Source organism: Pantoea sp. RCC30.1 (genome assembly GCF_058148845.1).
Genome location: NZ_JBXUHX010000001.1, coordinates 44,772 through 60,802, shown reverse-complemented (window position 1 = coordinate 60,802; position 16,031 = coordinate 44,772). Strand labels below are relative to the sequence as shown.

Genomic DNA, 16,031 nt, shown 5'->3' with positions numbered 1-16,031 from the left:
TAGACCGAGTGTCACTGCTTCCTTTAAGTCAAATTTCTCCGCTTTGCGACGGCGATCGCGTCTTTTCTTCTGCCACTTTTCTCAGACGTCTACGCTTACAGCTTGCCGCGCCACCGGGTGCGGCTCTTACTTTCATTTCATTTTAATTTTGTTTTGTGCGGAGCTGCTGATGAAACCCCTTCACGCGCAATACCTTTTTTGCTGTGCGACCCTGAGCCTGCTTTCCCCTCTGCCTGCACTTGCCTGGAGCGATCTTACCGTGTTTGGCGATAGCCTGAGTGATGGCGGCAACGTAGGACGCTTTACCTATGATGGCGCGACCCATCCGCTTTATGACGAGATTCTGGCGCAGTCGCTGGGTGATACCCTGCGTCCCTCATCCCAGGGAGGAAGCAACTATGCCGAAGGTGGCGCCGTTGCGGTGCCGGCGATCAATCCCCTGTTTAATACTCAGGATCAGCTCGATAGCTACCTTGCGGCGCGTGGCGGTCGGGCCGACCCGAACGGTCTCTATATTCACTGGATTGGCGGCAATGATTTAGCGGCAGCGGCGCTTGCGCCTCTTGCTGCGCAGCAGATCGTAGATAACAGTGCCAGTGAAGCGGCCTCACAGGTCAGCCGGTTGCTGAATGCCGGGGCCGGAACGGTAATTGTGCCGACGGTGCCGAATGTGGGAGCAACGCCTGCTTTATTGCAGGCGATACTGCAGGTGCTTGGCCCGGCCGCGCAACCCGCTACGGCGGCGCTGTTTCAATCGCTGAGCACTACCACCACGCCTGATCGGGCCGCAAGAGAGCAGGCGATTGAGACCGCGCTGAACGAGGCGGCTGGACAGGTTTCTTCGATCCCGCTTATCCGCGATGCCCTGGCGCAACAGCTGATTGCCGCCTGGCAGTTACTGAGTCAGGAGGCTGCAACACTTACCGACCGTTACAATCAGGCTGAGGAGCAGGGGCTGGTGGCGGCACGCGGCAACATCGCACGGGTGGATATCAATGGCCTGTTTAATGAGGTGATCGATAATCCGCGTCTGTATGGACTGAGCAATACGGCTGGCATGGCCTGTCCGCCCGGTGTTTCATCAATGGACTGCACCTCCTCAACGCCAGGATTCTCGCAGTCGCAGCAATATCTGTTCGCCGACCGGCTGCATCCCAGCCCGGCAGTGCATGCGCTGATCGCTGATTATATTGAGTCGGTGCTGAATGCACCGCTGCAGGTGGCGGCGCTAAGTCAGGCACCGTCAATGCTGGTGGGTGATGCGCATAATACGCTCGATGGACATCTGCAGCAGCAGCGTCAGCAGCCTGCCAGCGCTGGCGAGTTTACTGTTTTCGGCGGTTATGCCGGGCAGCAGCGTGATTTCCGCGGCGACAGTCTGCTGGATGGCGATGCCACCAGCGCCACCGGCACCGTGGGTGTGGGCTACCAGCTGACCGATCACTGGCAGGCCGGAGCCTTGCTCTCTACCACATCGCAACGGCAGGATCCCTCGTCGCGCTTTGATTACCGTTTGCGTGGCAATCTGGTGGCGCTCTGGAGTCAGTTCAATTATCTCGATGGCGGATGGATTAATGCGGACGCCCATTATGCCGATCTCAACTTTGATGATATCGAGCGTCAGATCAGGCTGGGACCGGCGACCCGCACCGAGAAAGGCAGCAGCGACGGTAAAGTGCTGGGAATGCGTTTGCAGACCGGCTGGGATTTACCGCTGGGCCGCTATGTCTCCACCGGCCCGATGGCCAGCTATGCGCTTGACTACACCCAGGTTGATGGCTATCAGGAAGAGGGCAACAGCAGCACCGCTATGCGCTTTGGCGACCAGACGCTGCACTCCCAAATCGGATCGGTGGGCTGGCGCATCGACAGCAAAGATTTACTGATCAATCCCTGGGCGCAGGTCAGCTACAACCATCAGTTTGGTGACAGCGACTCTGCTGTGACAGCCGGACTGAAGTCGACCCGCACCGCCTTTACCCGCAGCAGTGGTTCCCGTGATGACAACTGGATCGATATGGCAGTTGGGGCGAGCGTGCCAATTGGCGCATCAGTCAATGCATTCGCTGGCGTCTCGGCGGTGGCAGGTAACAGTGACACACATCAGGTGACATGGAACGTCGGGCTTAACGCCCGCTTTTAAGCGTTCAGCGTCGCCGGTCGTTATCGTAGGAGGATAGCGGCGGGCGACGTTGTCGCAGAACTGAGGGTTCATCACTCCCCGGATGCAGTCGATTGTAACTCTTATCTGTGGCATGCCTTTTTCATGCTTCGATCAAAGCTTGCGCCTCCAGCTCGCGCACCCGCGGTATCACTTCGCGGCCAAAGAATTCGACCTCCTCATGAAAGTGCAGAAATGCCAGTAGCAGCAAATCCACACCGGCCTGCTTCAGCTCGATAATTCGTTCAGCAATTTGCTGGGGTGTGCCAATCAGATTGGTTTTAAAGCCGTCGTTGTATTGCACCAGATCCTCAAACGACGACTTCGCCCAGTTTCCCTCTCCTTCGGGTGAAGCACTGCCTGCATTTTTGACCTCATGCTGAAAGCCTTTTACTGCATCCGGGTTGGCTTTGCTTATAATCTCATGAAGCACCGCCAGCGCCTGCTGTTCGCTTTCTCTGGCAATCACAAAACCATTCAGTCCTATTCTGACCTGATGCTGATTTCGTGCGGCTTTTTCACGGATATCCGCGACCTGCAGACGGACGCCGTCCGGGGTATTACCGTTGGTAAAATACCAGTCTGACACCCTGGCGGCCATGTCGCGCGCCGCGCGTGAACTGCCACCCTGGAAAATTTCCGGGAGCGGTGATAACGGCTTGGGTTTCATGACGTAATCGCGGAAGCGATAAAAATCGCCAGCAAAGCTAAAGCTCTCTTCACGCCAGATGCCCCGCAGGCAGCGAATAAATTCTTCTGAACGCAGATAGCGCTCTTCATGATCGAGCCAGGGTTCACCAATCGCCTTGAACTCGCCCCGAAACCAGCCGCTGACAATATTAACGGCGATGCGTGGACCATAAAGATGGCTGATGGTGGCAATCTGCTTTGCCGCTAATACCGGATTCCACGGACCGGGCAGAAGTGCTGCAATCACTTTTAATTTCGAGGTGTGGCTGAGTAAATCCTGCGAGAATGTGACCGATTCATGCTGATTATCTGCGCCATATCCGGCAGTAAACCGAACCTGCGTCAGCGCATAATCAAAACCCGCCTGTTCAGCGATCTGCGCCAGTTTGCGATTGTATTCGGCATCCCAGCGAGTACGCTGCTCTATCTGACTGATTACCAGTCCGCCCGAGACATTCGGCACCCAGTAGGCGAACTGTAGAGGTTGGTTCAGTGACATGATTTTCTCCTGGCATATAGCTGGATTAATGGAACAGTTAATTTTTCCAAACTTTCAGATATAAAAGAAAGGACCAAGCAGTAACCGTGCCAGAGCGTAATAATCTGTTTTTATTGGATTAAAATCGAATTTTGCATGAACGTGCTGTTGCATATGCAGCAACACGGAAACAGCCCGGTTGCTGATGCAGCAGCGCTTAATGACCGCGCGTAACTGGGGGGAGGTCACGGCCGCCTGAATACGGCGGTATTCGCAGATAGCCATAACGCGATGTGATAACGTAGCGGCTCTGTTGCAGAGCCGGAGGCCATCATGATTGTCAGACAGGCATCGCCCGAAGAGGCATACACGCTATGGAATATCCGCAATCTGGCCATCCGTCACGGCTGCCAGCACGCCTATCCACCCGATGTTCTTGCCGCCTGGACGCCGGACCGCATGCCCGCCAGCTTTCCCGCGATGATCCGCGTGAATCCCTTCTTCGTGATTGATGGCCCGGACGGCGTGCCGGTGGCCACGGGATCGTTGGATCTGGCCGCCGCCAGTGTTGAAGCCATTTTTACGCTCCCCAACTTCGCCGGACAGGGAATGGCGGGCCTGATTATCGACACCATCAAAGCGGAGGCGCTGCAGCGTGGCTACCGCCGGTTGACGCTCGAGTCGACGCCGAACGCCGTGAGCTTTTATCAGCAGCATGGCTTCCATCAGCTGGGAGAAAGTCTCTATCCGTCAAAGCTGGCGGGCTGCGCGTTGCGCTGTATGGCGATGGAGATTGACCTGTAATTGCGGACAACCGCCAGACTGGCAAAAAGCGGCAAAAGTTTCCCGGCCAAAGACTTCGCAAGCCCCCGCCGGTAAGGTATAGTCCGCGTTTTTTGGAGGAATCATGCTGACAGGCTCATCAACACGTCTTAATAAATACATCAGCGAGAGCGGCATCTGCTCCCGTCGTGACGCCGATCGTTACATCGAGCAGGGCAACGTTTTCATTAACGGCAAACGCGCCTCTGTTGGCGCGCAGGTATTTGCAGGCGATGTGGTGAAGGTAAATGGTCAGCTGATTGAACCACGCGACGAAGACGATCTGGTGCTGATTGCGCTGAATAAGCCGGTGGGAATTATCACCACCATGGAAGAGGGTGAGCGCGATAACATCAGCGACTTCGTCAATCACAGCAAGCGCGTCTTCCCGATTGGTCGCCTCGATAAAGATTCTCAGGGCCTGATTTTCCTCACCAACCACGGCGATCTGGTCAACAAGATCCTGCGGGCCGGTAACAATCACGAAAAAGAGTATGTCGTTACCGTCGATAAGCCGATCACTGATGAGTTTATCGCCGGGATGAGCGCGGGCGTGCCAATGCTGGGTACGGTGACCAAAAAGTGCAAAGTGAAAAAGGAAGCACCATTTGTCTTCCGTATCACGCTGGTTCAGGGCCTGAATCGCCAGATCCGCCGCATGTGTAAGCATTTTGGCTTTGAAGTGACGAAGCTTGAGCGGACGCGCATCATGAACGTCAATCTCAAAGGATTGCCGCTGGGGGAATGGCGCGATCTCACCGACGACGAACTCGTTGAGTTGTTTAAACTGCTGGAGAACTCCTCTTCAGAAGATAAACCGGCGAAGAAAGCGAAAGCCCCGGCGAAAGCGGCCACCGCAAAACCACAGAAGAGTGCCGCGAAACCGGCTGAAAAAGCGGATGCTAACGGTGCCTCACGCAAGCGCTTTGTCCAGCCAGGACGTAAGAAGAAAGGGCGCTAAGACGACTGAATGCAGAGAGCGACATCCGCGCTCTCTGCGTTTTCACTTGCGCATTACAGAATAATCCGCGCCGCCCGAAAGCGGGCAAACAGATCGCAGAACATCTTATCTGTTGCACGATAACCGTGAAAGCCTGCCCGCCGCAGCTTGCTGCCGTCGCCAAACATGTCGTAGTTCCAGCCAAAAACAAAATCAGCAAAAGCACCGTCACTCAGCGCCAGAAGATCGGCCTCGGCCAGTGCGTTCACAGTGGCGATTTCCAGTTCAAACCATGCTGTAATTAACGGCCACTGCTCACTCCAGCGCCACAGATCGTCATTGTTTTCCCTTTCCATGAGTGCGCAACGACCTGACCTTTACTCCAGCCGGATGCCACCGTAAGGATAAATATCAGCCCGCCTGCCATTCTGCTACCAGCGTCCGGATGAGCTCTTCAGCGGGCATTGCACGGGCCAATGCGGCACCCTGTCCGGCCCACTGAGCCCCAAAACCATGGGCTCCCTTTGCTGATGCTGCGGCAGCGAGAGCTTTGCCCAGCGCATAAGCCAGAGGATAAGGGGGAATACTGTCGCGGGTGAACTCCCGGGCAAGATGACAGAAATCATTGGTTATGCATCTTGCCGGGCGACCGGAAATGGCTGTTGTCATCACCGTACTTGCAGCACTTTCACTCCTGAGCGCTTGCCTGTAGGCATCGTTAGCAGCGGATTCCGGACACAGGACAAAGGCCGTGCCCATCTGAACACCGGTTGCGCCAAGTCTGAGCATGGCGTCTATACCCGCGCCATCCATAATCCCCCCTGCGGCGATAACCGGCACACGAGAAACCTTCCTCACGGCCTGAACAAGCGTGAACGTGCTCATTTGATGATCTTCTTCTTCGGGTCTGAATATGCCCCGATGTCCTCCAGCCTCAATACCCTGCGTTACCACAAAGTCTATGCCAGCTGCTTCAGCGGCCAGGGCTTCCTCTGTGCTGGTTACAGAAGCGAGCGTGACGATATGTTGAGCTTTAAGCTGCTTCAGAAAGGTCGTTGAAGGGAGGCCGAAGTGAAAGCTGACTGCCGCAGGAGAGGTATCAAGCAGTACACACCTCATCTTCTCATTATTATGAAATGATTGATAAATTTCCGACAGCTGCATGGGAAGTTCTGCCTCGTAACGGTTAAATATTTCACGAAACCGCTCTATCCAGGCCTTTTCAAGCTGCAGGTTCCGCTCCACCGGTGCGTGACAGAAAACATTTATGTTGAGCGGCCCGGTTGTCAGGGACATTGCTTTCCTGATCATTGCTTCCGCCTGTTCCGGCGTTGAGGCTCCGGCGCTGACTGAACCGAGTGCTCCGGCATTGCTGACAGCCGCCGCCAGCTCAGGTGTTGAAACACCCGCCATGGGAGCCTGGATAATGGGATACTTAAGATTCAGTGCCTGACACAGTGTTTTTTTCATTTTATCTACCTGCTTGATGTTTGTAGGGGGTGAGTCATAAAATCCATTCAGGAGATATAAAAATCAATGTTGTTTTTAAAATGAGAATGATAAATGAACCATACTTCACTCGAAATATTCCGTGTCGTGGCAGAAGAGCTGAGCATTGTTAAGGCGGCAAAGCGTCTGGGGCGTGTGCAATCCAATGTAACCACGCGCATTCAGCAGCTGGAAGAAGAGCTGGATACACAGCTTTTTATAAGGGAAAACAAGAGATTGCGCCTTTCTCCGCAGGGCAGGCAGTTCCTGATTTATACCATAAAGATACTTAGTCTCGCCCAGGAAGCCCGTCAGAGTCTGCATCCCGGATCACCGAGCGGCACGCTCGCGCTGGGGACAATGGAGTGTACCGCTGCCAGCCGGCTGGCAGAGCCGCTGGCAACATTCAGCCAGGCATGCCCCGAGGTCAGGCTTAACCTTTGCACTCTGCCAACTAAATTCCTGACGGAAAAAGTACTGCTTTCTGAGCTTGACTGTGCGCTGGTTGCGCTTCCGCTGAGGAAAGACGGAGAAGTTGAATGCCCGGCGGGTCTGAACTTCCGGCCTCTTTTCATTGAGCAACTGCTGCTCGTGCTGCCAACCGGAATGAACCTTATCCGTGACCTGGCCGATATAAGTGAGGGGCGTCTGGCCGCATTTGCCAGTGGGTGTACCTACCGTGAAATTGCCACAGCCCTGCTGGCTAAAATGTCCGGAAACGGTAAGAAAATCCAGATTCAGGAGGTCAGTTCATACCACTCTATGCTGGCCTGCGTGGCGTCCGGGGGGTATATGTGCATGCTGCCTGAAAGCGTGCTCAGCCTGTTGCAACTCCCTGATGGGCTAACTGTTCTTCCCGCAGGGTCTGCAGTCACCCAGTTTATCTGGCGTAAGGGTTACAACTCACCCGCCATTGACAGCCTGCTGAGGCTGTTGCAGAACACATCCAACCTTACAGGCTAAGCACGTATCAGGATTCAGTCCCTGTTCTGGCAAGCCGGGGCATTCCAGGAAATCCATGCTGCGGCCCCCTGCAAACGAGGCATTACGCACCGGTTTACGTAAACTGAAAGCGTAAAAGCTTCTGCTTCAGTAGCCGTCGTATATTGACTGATATACGTCGCAAACAGTTCAGGTTGAGAAGAATAAATTGCATAAGCAACGCCCTGTCCGGTCTCATCCGCCGCGGTACGTTTACTCTCTAAAAAGTGGAAAAGAAGTTTGAAGTACGTAATTTTAGCCGCATCGGTTTCCTGCTTCGTATTCGGGCTTCTCTCCATGAGAACATCAGCAAACGTCAGGCATTCGACCGATTTCCCGCCCAGAGCACAAAAATAGCCATACAGAAGAACCAGGCCTTTTTCACTCAGCAGAGCACGCGGGCCATAATGGTATATAAAATCATTCAGGGCGGGTTCATCTGATATGAAATTAGCTTCGTTGCTATGTACAGCACTTAGCAGCCAGACGTCATTTCTTTTACTGAGCAGGCGGCACCGAAGTGTGTTCCCGATTTCAACCGTGAGTACCGTGTTTCCGGTATAAAGGCTATCTTCTCCCGTCAAATGCTGCATGAAACCGTTTTTCTGAATTACAGGTGCGCTGCAGGCGAGAGCGTCCGCAGATGACATGAAAGTGACCTGCTTTAAACCCAGCAAAGATTTCAGCCACTGAACAGAAAGCCGCATCTGCGGATTGTGCGAGAAAACAAGCCACTCCGGCGTGATGATGGCATCACATATGACGCAGCATGCCTGCGGTAACCCACCCAGCCCTTGCCTGAAACAATCTTCTATCGCGGCATGAATGTCCCGGTAGTCCATAAAGGAATAATGCTCAGGACGTAATGAGCTGCCTGCTTTAAGGTCAAATTCTGAAACAGAAAGCCCATGGTGGCTGATATCGAGGATCAGCAGCTTATTACTCATGATGTTTTTCCTTATTCATACGATTTTCGCCCGCATCAGAAAGAATGATTGCAATTGCAATCAACAGCGACAGAGATGCTGCGATAAGAGAAGGAGTAAATGATCCGCTTGAGGAGTAAAGGGCGCCTGCAGCAAGTGGCCCCGCAATCTGCCCGATACCGTAGGTTGCTGTCATGGCTGCAATCATGTTGAAGCTGACGCTATCTGCCAGTCGTCGCGCTTCCGGTAGGGCAATCGTGACCGTGCCCATAAACGTGAAACCAACCAGCAGTGCGCTGGCTACGCAGCTTACCAGGGAAGAACTGAAAGCTGGCAGTATGACGCCCACCGCCTGAATAAGCAGATTCAATATGAGACTGATTCGGTAACCGCAGCGTAAAACAAGACGATGCCAGAAAAAGCATGAAGGAACAGCAGCAAGACCAAATACGGCCCAGACCTGAACAGGATCGATGCCTGACAGCGAACCGGAAAGGAAAAGTGGCAAATAGGTGGCCGTTATAATATAGCCAAATCCGGCAAGGGCATAAACAATCAGCAGACGGAATGCAGCTGCCCTTGTAACCTCCCCGCCTGCCTTACCCATAACGGATGGGCTGCGATAGTTAGTGAGCATTTCAGGCGGGCTGTTGAGCAGTCGGGAAATGATAAGAAAAAACAGCGCCGCACTGAGCGAGCAGATCATCCAGATTGAATGGCTGGAAAGCGACAGTGCTTTGCCCAACGAAATAAACTCAGCTGAAATAAAGATCCCAAGCCCGACACCTGAATACATCAGGGGTGCTCCGTGAGCATGTTTCATGTGCTGAAGCAGCCAGAGAGACGCTGAAATCAGGCTTACTGCGCTACAAATACCGGCAACTCCCCTGACAACAATGATAGCAACAGGGGATCGCAGCCAGGCCAGAAATACCATACAGATGAGCGTGGCGAATACTGAACCGAAACACAGATGTCGCGCATCTGTTGGCCTTACTTTTGACAACAGCAGGGCACCAAGGAGATACCCTGCGTAATTGGCGGACGCAGCCAGATTACCAGCCGAAAGGCTGAGAACATTTTCGTGCAACATAACCGGCATTACCCCGGTAAATGCAAACCGCCCATAGCCCATTCCTATAACCAACACCATGCACGCAGCCACGGATATTAAAAATGCCTGTATTGCCGGTCTGTATCTCAACGCTGAAATCATTATTTCTCCAGATAGTGATATGCAGTGAATAAGTTCCACAATTAACATCTCATAATGAGAATGTTATTTTAATTTGGTTCCTTTATTAAGATTGTATGCGGGACTTATAACAGCGGCAAGATGAACATGTGATACGGAAAAACTTATCCCTGGACCGTTCAGTGGCTGAATCACAGGAAATACACGAAGTGTGGTTGCGGGTCGACCAAAGCCGAATAGAAAACGGACCATTATTCAGAAGCTGAAATTAATGATTAATCAGGAAATTAATTTTTCTGTAAGCCAGGTATGGGCCGGGCCACAATGTCTGTTGTTCAGGGTCCAGACAGTAAATTAATCTTATGTCACATAATGGAATCACAAATGAGTTTAAAAAAGACCTTCTGCATGCTGGTTAGCGCCGGGGTAACATTTTCAGCCGCGGGCGGAGAAAGGCTGATTCACTTTCCCAGCGGAAATCAAACCATAGCCGCGACTATCCCATTTCATTATGGATGCTTCCGCTTTCCCTCTCTGAAGAGTCTAAAATGGCTACCCCTCTCACCCGATCCCGCAGTCCGTTTCACGCCTCCGGCCAGATTTTAACGGGGTCACATTCAGAACAACGACACTTTTCACCCTGATCAGGGCGTGGCAGGATAAGCGCAATCTATCAAGGAGTGTGCCTGATGTTACTGAAAGGTATGAACGATCCGCTGCTGAAAGCGTATCAGCATCCCAAATCACGGATGATGATCAGCCGTTTCAGGGGGCTGGCGGGGGATCGAAGACTCAGTGACTGGCAGGCATTCTGTATTCTGGTCACCGGCTTTACCAACTACTGGTATGTGCAGGCGGGTCACTACGCCATTAATGTCACGCTGACCAAAACCCGCCAGTTCGACTTCCTGCAGGACTTTCTTCATTTCACGGTCACGCTGGATGGGTTGATTGGGGATGAACATTTTCGTAGTCCGGACTTTGTGCTGCCGCATTACGATGTACCGTATGAATTCTGCCGCTGGCGCAACAAGCGCGGCTATGACGCCTTAACGACCTATGTCAGCAAACAGGGTGTGAAATCCCATAAAGGCATGTTCATCGCCTCGGAGGGCGCTTCCCCGGAGGAGCAGGTGATGAAATGGGAAGGCGTCGTCAACGTTTATGACAAAACCTTTTTTAGCGTCGCTAATTTCAATACCACCCAGGAATTTCTGATTAAAGACATCAGTAAGTCTATTCAGGAAGGATTACTGAAGCACCTGAGTTTTTACCGTGATCTGTTTCACTATATCTTTCCGACACCTGCCGAGGCGCGGTTACAGGCACGTGATGACAGACGCTATCTGGCTAAAAAATAGCGCCTGGACATCTCTATTCAGGTCAGGGAGTTAGCCGCTGGAAGGCTGGGCACTGTGCGGTTAACTGACCTCACAGCGGGCGTTACCACTTCATCTCGCCGGTGTTTACTTTGGCGCTGAGTTCCAGCGAAGCTGGCTCAGCCAGTTTCGGCCAGGCGGCTTTCATGGTGGCAATTACCTTTGCTGAGGTTTTGTCATGTGACAGTGCCGCTTCAAAAATTTTCAGGTAATTCAGGGTGAAATCCACAGCCTGTGAACCGGCTGGACGTGTACCGAGGTAGTGGCCCGGAATAACACTCTTCGCGTTCAGCGTCTGCATTTCGGTCAGAATATGACGCCACTCCGCGCGGCTCTGAACGGTCTGCGTGTCAGCCGTCCAGACGTGAATGCCAGAGGAAAGAGCGGTACCACCAAGGATGGTGCGCGCAGAGGGGATCCAGATGTAAGCGGCATATTGCTCAGGATGACGCAGTTCCAGCTCTTCGCCGTCGACGCTAAAACGGATCTGATGCGTTACTTCAGGCACGAACACCTTATCCGGCGCGCCCTGCTTCATCTGTGGACCCCAGTATTTCAGCTTGGCGTCATGCGTCTGCTGGATATGTTTCACCACCGCAGGCGCGGCAACCACTTTTACATCCGGCCAGGCTTTAACAATCGGCTCCAGACCAAAGTAGAAATCGGGATCGCCAGAGGTGATCACAATTTCCTTCAGCTTTTTTCCGCTCTTTTTAATCATCTCAACCAGTTTTTCACCGTCGAGCGTGCTGAACTGCGCATCAAACAGAATTGCTTCGGTTGGCCCTGAAACCAGCGTTGAGGAGACAGGGAAAATGCCGTTTTCCTGCGGGTTGTAGGTTTCCAGATGCAGGGTGGCTGCACTGGCGGAGGCCGAAGCCAGAATCAGCATCACAGGTAATAGCGTGGTTTTCATTGAGTATCCTCAGAGATAAATGCCCGCATCAGGGCAGGCGTATCGGGCGATGTTTAGTGTCAGTGGCGCTATTCTACCCATCTGGCTATCTGTTAGAATTCCCGCAATCAGAGATGCTGAGTTTCATAATCCGAACAGGTGGGTGTGATGGACAGAGTGACGGCGGCAGCCGTTTTTAACCGGATTTGTGAGCTCGGTAGCCTGAGTGCCGCCTCACGTGCGCTGGGGATTTCTCGCCCGATGGTCAGCCGCTATCTGGAAGAGATGGAAAAGTGGGCGGGAACGCGTCTGCTGCATCGCTCTTCGCGGCGACTGACCCTGACGCCTGCCGGTGAGGCGATTCTGCAAAAGACCCGTCAGCTGGCCCTCCTTTCAGAGGCGATCCAGCAGGAGACCACCCAGGGCATTCCGGCCGGAACGTTACGCATCGCCTGTGCCCACTTTACGGCACTTCATCTTGTCGGTCCGGTGATCCCCGATTTTCTCGCACGTTATCCCGCACTGCGCATCGAACTTGAAATCAATAATCAGCCGGTGAGCCTGATTAGCGAGCGCATCGATCTCGCTGTTCGCATCACCGATGCGCCAGAGCCGGGAGCTATCGCACGTCGCCTTGGGGAATGTCGCTCGGTACTCTGCGCCTCACCTGCGTATCTGCAGCAGCGGGGCATTCCTGAAACGCCGGACGATCTGGCTCAGCACAACTGCCTCTACTACAGTCGCTTTGCCGGACAGAGCTGGCATTTCACGGCGGCGGAAGGCGAGAAAATCGCGGTTGCCGTTAAGGGGAATTTCAGTGCCGGCATCTCTTCACTATTGTGTGACGCGGCAATTGCAGATTGCGGGATAGCGATGGTGCCCGAGCAGGAGGCTCGCCACGCACTGGAAACGGGTAAGCTGATAACGCTAATGCCCGATTATGAACCGCAACGCATTGGCATCTGGGGGCTTTACCTGTCGCGCGAGCATCAGTCTGCCGCATTGCGGCTGATGCTGGATGAGCTGCAGAACAGCATGCTGAGCAAAGATCGTAACTGACAAAAATGGACGCCTTTATGAATGATGATCAAAACCTCTATTGGAACCGCATGGTGCCAGAACTGACCGTCACTGACTTTGCCGCTTCGCTGCATTTTTACACTGTGGTGCTGGGCTTTGAGGTGAGGATCCAGCGCCAGCAGCCTGACTTCGCATACCTCTGCTATGGTGAGGCCCAACTGATGATTGAGCAGTTCCATCCGCAGGGCTGGAACACCGCCGATCTACGCTGGCCGCTGGGGCGGGGCATAAATTTCCAGATCGAAGTGGATGACATTGAGGCTGTGCTTACGCGTTTGCAGCAGCATGCTGTGCTGCTCTATCGGCCGCTTCGTGATACCCACTATGACATCGGCGAGACTACCGCCTGCCAGCGGGAGTTTCTGGTACAGGATCCGGATGGTTACCTGCTGCGCTTCTGTCAGTATCTGGAATAAGCTGAAAAGTTGTCTGGAAATATCTGAATCCATGAGGGTGGAGGTAGCTAATTAACTAACTCATTGTGTGTCTGCTTTTTATTTATCCCATCCGAAATAAATTAAAACTGCGAAAATAGTAAGCGTGAAGTCTTTATTAAAAAGGCTTTCTCATCCTGCTGCGTTAGTTGTTTCCGTAACGCCTGGTGGTTCACCATGATGAATCGTAAACGGTGAGAAAGGGAGGCTATCGATGCCGCTTGCTATGCGGGTTCTCGAGGTTTTTGTCAATATCATCTGATAAATATAAAAAATGAGTGAAAAATATTAATTACACTATCCTCACTTTTACTGGCAGGATTAGGATGATTCTTAACACTACCTTGTTAATGGATTTCATTGGACCAGGCTTCTGAAACTTTACATTTATTCTTTCATTCAGCACTTAATCTTTGAGTCTGTGAGCCGATAACCGGTAACACATACTCTGGAGAACGAGAAAAATGAAATCATTTTTAATTATCTGCTTTACTACGCTGCTGATTACCCTGGCCGGTCCAGCGAGTGCAGATTCAAATTCAGGAACTATCACCTTCAGGGGAGCCATCACTAATGACTCATGTAATATGAATATCGGCCAGAATCATGTCGTGTTTGACTGTTACGATCCCGCCCGTGGCAAGGCTGTCGTGACTACTGCTAACCTGATGAACCTCAAATCCCTGACCGGCCTGCCGGTAGAAGTAAAGATGCACTGGTTTAACCCTGAGAAAACCAAAGGGATTATTGAAGTCAGCTATCTGTAATTCTTACAACTTATTTTACTGTTAACCTGATAACGCCAGCGCAATCTGCGGGTGGTAGCACGTATGTAATGAGTAAAGGATAAATCTCCTGGCTCAATAACGGTTAATTATTCACGCATTTATTCAGTGGGGACAGCCAGCGGAAAGTACACAGTGAAATTCAGGTAAGCGGATTCAACAGTGCATGCTGATGATGCAGGCAATTCAGTAAACCCATTTCATTTGAATGGTTTTTAAGTTCTGAACGGATTAGCTGATGAATAAACAGAAATGCCCACCTTTAATGACTAAAGGTGGGCATTATTTTTTTAGTGAACGTGCCTGGAAATCACGAAGGATCAGACGAGCGCTGAGTAAAGTACTTCGTACTCTGACGTTTCTCCTTTTTACGACGCAGAACCAGGCTGGTGGTAATTATCAGCAGCGTTAAACCACCGGTTGCCAGTAATTCAGCCTGATGCTTCGCATCAAACAACATGATCACCAGCACCGCCACGATAAACAGGATAGTCACCCACGTCAGACCCGGGAATAACCACATCCGGTAGCTCAGAACTTCACCCGCTTTCTCGCGCTTTTTACGCAGCACCAGGTGTGATGCGGCAATCACCAGATAAACCAGCAGTGCAATCGCCCCGGACGTTGCCAGTAAAAATTCAAACACCACGCTTGGCGCCAGATAATTGGCGATCACCGCCAGAAACGCAGCTGCGGTAGAAAACAGTACCGCAACCCACGGCGTGCCGCTGCGATTGGTGCGTGAAGCGGCAGCCGGTGCATCTTTACGACGTGACAGAGAGTAGAGCATGCGCGATGAAGTATAGAGCGCGGAGTTGAGACAACTGCACACCGCCATCAGCACCACCAGGTCAACGATAAGACGAGCGTGCGGGATGTTCATCGCCGTTAACACTGTCTGCCATGAGCCCTGGTCCACCAGTCCTGGCGTATTCCAGGGCACCAGCGCGACCACAAAGAAAATCGACAGCAGATAGAACAGCGCAATACGCCAGATAACCGAGTTAGTTGCCTGAGTGATCTGCTTGCCGGGGTTTTTTGATTCGGCAGCGGCAATCGTGACGATTTCTGTGCCCATAAAAGAGAACATCGTTGTCAGGATAGCCGCTACGACCGCGCCCATGCCATTCGGCATAAATCCGTGCGTGTCATAAAGATGCGACAGGCCACTGGTGTTGCTGTCAGGCAGCAGACCAAACACTGCCGCACCCGCGACACCCAGGAACAGGATGATAGCGACCACCTTGATCAGGGCAAACCAGAACTCAAACTCACCATAATTTTTCACGCTGAGCAGGTTGGTGATGGTCAGTAGTAAGGTGATGGCGAAGGTGAACTGCCAGATAGCGACCTCGGGGAACCAGGCGTGCAGAATGGTGCCTGCTGCATTGGCCTCCAGCGGGATTACCAGCACCCAGAACCACCAGTAGAGCCAGCCGATGGTAAATCCGGCCCAGCGTCCCAGTGCTTTATCCGCGTAGGTTGAAAACGAGCCGGAATCGGGTGAGGCGACGGCCATCTCGGCCAGCATACGCATAATCAGGACCACCAGCACACCGGCTGCGGCATAAGAGATCAGCACTGCGGGGCCCGCTTCAGAAATAGCGTGGCCGGAGCCTACAAACAGCCCCGCGCCAATCACGCCAGCAATTGAGAGCATACGCACGTGGCGTGGTTTCAGGTTTTGAGCCAGCGAATCTTCATTCGCATTCTGAGTCATCGTCATGTAAACGTCTCCAGGCGGCGTCCGGCCTGTGTGGCCGGACGAACGGGGGAT

General features: G+C 52.8%; 14 protein-coding genes and 1 pseudogene. 8 read left to right on the top strand and 7 right to left on the bottom strand.

Features of this window, described 5'->3' with window-relative positions:
* Positions 1–169: 169 nt before the first annotated feature.
* Entirely contained in the window at positions 170–2,143 is a 1,974-nt protein-coding gene (locus AC2LB6_RS00310) for an autotransporter outer membrane beta-barrel domain-containing protein (protein ID WP_490091925.1), read from the top strand.
* A gap of 121 nt (positions 2,144–2,264) precedes the next feature.
* Here AC2LB6_RS00310 and sfnG read toward each other — a convergent pair whose 3' ends face one another.
* Positions 2,265–3,350, bottom strand: coding sequence for a dimethylsulfone monooxygenase SfnG (sfnG, locus tag AC2LB6_RS00305; protein ID WP_090965078.1), 1,086 nt, complete (start codon positions 3,348–3,350; stop codon positions 2,265–2,267).
* 312 nt (positions 3,351–3,662) lie between these two features.
* Here sfnG and AC2LB6_RS00300 point away from each other — a divergent pair, with 312 nt between their 5' ends.
* Both AC2LB6_RS00300 and rluF read left to right on the top strand, forming a co-directional pair.
* Entirely contained in the window at positions 3,663–4,133 is a 471-nt protein-coding gene (locus AC2LB6_RS00300) for a GNAT family N-acetyltransferase (protein WP_490091924.1), read from the top strand.
* 103 nt (positions 4,134–4,236) lie between these two features.
* Positions 4,237–5,112: a 23S rRNA pseudouridine(2604) synthase RluF gene (gene rluF, locus AC2LB6_RS00295; protein ID WP_490091923.1), complete on the top strand. Its 876-nt coding sequence runs from the start codon at positions 4,237–4,239 to the stop codon at positions 5,110–5,112.
* A gap of 53 nt (positions 5,113–5,165) precedes the next feature.
* Here rluF and AC2LB6_RS00290 read toward each other — a convergent pair.
* Together AC2LB6_RS00290 and AC2LB6_RS00285 are read right to left on the bottom strand one after the other, a co-directional pair.
* Positions 5,166–5,435, bottom strand: a pseudogene (locus AC2LB6_RS00290) (SDR family oxidoreductase); the annotation flags it as partial.
* Between the two features lie 67 nt (positions 5,436–5,502).
* Positions 5,503–6,561, bottom strand: a complete 1,059-nt coding sequence (locus AC2LB6_RS00285) for an NAD(P)H-dependent flavin oxidoreductase (RefSeq protein WP_490091922.1) — start codon at positions 6,559–6,561, stop codon at positions 5,503–5,505.
* A 93-nt stretch (positions 6,562–6,654) separates the two neighbouring features.
* On the opposite strand from AC2LB6_RS00285, the gene AC2LB6_RS00280 reads away from it, so the two are divergent.
* Entirely contained in the window at positions 6,655–7,542 is an 888-nt protein-coding gene (locus AC2LB6_RS00280) for a LysR family transcriptional regulator (protein WP_490091921.1), read from the top strand.
* Positions 7,543–7,556: 14 nt separating this feature from the next.
* Here AC2LB6_RS00280 and AC2LB6_RS00275 read toward each other — a convergent pair whose 3' ends face one another.
* Both AC2LB6_RS00275 and AC2LB6_RS00270 read right to left on the bottom strand, forming a co-directional pair.
* Positions 7,557–8,507 carry a hypothetical protein gene (locus AC2LB6_RS00275; protein ID WP_490091920.1) on the bottom strand — a complete coding sequence of 317 codons (951 nt, stop codon included), beginning with the start codon at positions 8,505–8,507 and terminating at the stop codon, positions 7,557–7,559.
* Positions 8,500–9,702, bottom strand: coding sequence for a YbfB/YjiJ family MFS transporter (locus tag AC2LB6_RS00270; RefSeq protein ID WP_490091919.1), 1,203 nt, complete (start codon positions 9,700–9,702; stop codon positions 8,500–8,502). Before AC2LB6_RS00270 ends, AC2LB6_RS00275 begins: the two co-directional genes overlap by 8 nt.
* Positions 9,703–10,370: 668 nt before the next feature.
* Between AC2LB6_RS00270 and AC2LB6_RS00265 the strand changes: the two genes are divergently transcribed.
* On the top strand, positions 10,371–11,042 hold the full coding sequence (locus tag AC2LB6_RS00265) for a hypothetical protein (protein ID WP_090965088.1): 672 nt from the start codon (positions 10,371–10,373) through the stop codon (positions 11,040–11,042).
* Between the two features lie 82 nt (positions 11,043–11,124).
* Here the strand turns inward: AC2LB6_RS00265 and AC2LB6_RS00260 are convergent, their stop codons facing one another.
* On the bottom strand, positions 11,125–11,976 hold the full coding sequence (locus tag AC2LB6_RS00260) for a Vmh family MBL fold metallo-hydrolase (protein WP_490091918.1): 852 nt from the start codon (positions 11,974–11,976) through the stop codon (positions 11,125–11,127).
* A gap of 147 nt (positions 11,977–12,123) precedes the next feature.
* On the opposite strand from AC2LB6_RS00260, the gene AC2LB6_RS00255 reads away from it, so the two are divergent.
* The 3 genes from AC2LB6_RS00255 (at position 12,124) to AC2LB6_RS00245 (ending at position 14,236) form a co-directional block, all read left to right on the top strand.
* On the top strand, positions 12,124–13,014 hold the full coding sequence (locus tag AC2LB6_RS00255) for a LysR family transcriptional regulator (RefSeq protein WP_490091917.1): 891 nt from the start codon (positions 12,124–12,126) through the stop codon (positions 13,012–13,014).
* Between the two features lie 17 nt (positions 13,015–13,031).
* Positions 13,032–13,451: a bleomycin resistance protein gene (locus AC2LB6_RS00250; RefSeq protein WP_490091916.1), complete on the top strand. Its 420-nt coding sequence runs from the start codon at positions 13,032–13,034 to the stop codon at positions 13,449–13,451.
* Between the two features lie 482 nt (positions 13,452–13,933).
* Positions 13,934–14,236 (top strand): type 1 fimbrial protein, encoded by a 303-nt coding sequence (locus AC2LB6_RS00245; RefSeq protein ID WP_490091915.1) that lies wholly within the window; start codon positions 13,934–13,936, stop codon positions 14,234–14,236.
* A gap of 328 nt (positions 14,237–14,564) precedes the next feature.
* On the opposite strand, the gene gabP is transcribed toward AC2LB6_RS00245, so the two are convergent.
* Positions 14,565–15,980, bottom strand: a complete 1,416-nt coding sequence (gabP, locus tag AC2LB6_RS00240) for a GABA permease (protein WP_490091914.1) — start codon at positions 15,978–15,980, stop codon at positions 14,565–14,567.
* Positions 15,981–16,031: the final 51 nt, after the last annotated feature.

Coding starts and splice junctions, on each gene's coding strand:
- AC2LB6_RS00265 (WP_090965088.1), top strand. CDS start 10,371: ATGTTACTGAAAGGTATGAACGATCCGCTGCTGAAAGCGTATCAGCAT.
- AC2LB6_RS00275 (WP_490091920.1), bottom strand. CDS start 8,507: ATGAGTAATAAGCTGCTGATCCTCGATATCAGCCACCATGGGCTTTCT.
- AC2LB6_RS00310 (WP_490091925.1), top strand. CDS start 170: ATGAAACCCCTTCACGCGCAATACCTTTTTTGCTGTGCGACCCTGAGC.
- AC2LB6_RS00250 (WP_490091916.1), top strand. CDS start 13,032: ATGAATGATGATCAAAACCTCTATTGGAACCGCATGGTGCCAGAACTG.
- AC2LB6_RS00255 (WP_490091917.1), top strand. CDS start 12,124: ATGGACAGAGTGACGGCGGCAGCCGTTTTTAACCGGATTTGTGAGCTC.
- AC2LB6_RS00285 (WP_490091922.1), bottom strand. CDS start 6,561: ATGAAAAAAACACTGTGTCAGGCACTGAATCTTAAGTATCCCATTATC.
- AC2LB6_RS00300 (WP_490091924.1), top strand. CDS start 3,663: ATGATTGTCAGACAGGCATCGCCCGAAGAGGCATACACGCTATGGAAT.
- AC2LB6_RS00280 (WP_490091921.1), top strand. CDS start 6,655: ATGAACCATACTTCACTCGAAATATTCCGTGTCGTGGCAGAAGAGCTG.
- rluF (WP_490091923.1), top strand. CDS start 4,237: ATGCTGACAGGCTCATCAACACGTCTTAATAAATACATCAGCGAGAGC.
- AC2LB6_RS00270 (WP_490091919.1), bottom strand. CDS start 9,702: ATGATTTCAGCGTTGAGATACAGACCGGCAATACAGGCATTTTTAATA.
- AC2LB6_RS00260 (WP_490091918.1), bottom strand. CDS start 11,976: ATGAAAACCACGCTATTACCTGTGATGCTGATTCTGGCTTCGGCCTCC.
- sfnG (WP_090965078.1), bottom strand. CDS start 3,350: ATGTCACTGAACCAACCTCTACAGTTCGCCTACTGGGTGCCGAATGTC.
- gabP (WP_490091914.1), bottom strand. CDS start 15,980: ATGACGATGACTCAGAATGCGAATGAAGATTCGCTGGCTCAAAACCTG.
- AC2LB6_RS00245 (WP_490091915.1), top strand. CDS start 13,934: ATGAAATCATTTTTAATTATCTGCTTTACTACGCTGCTGATTACCCTG.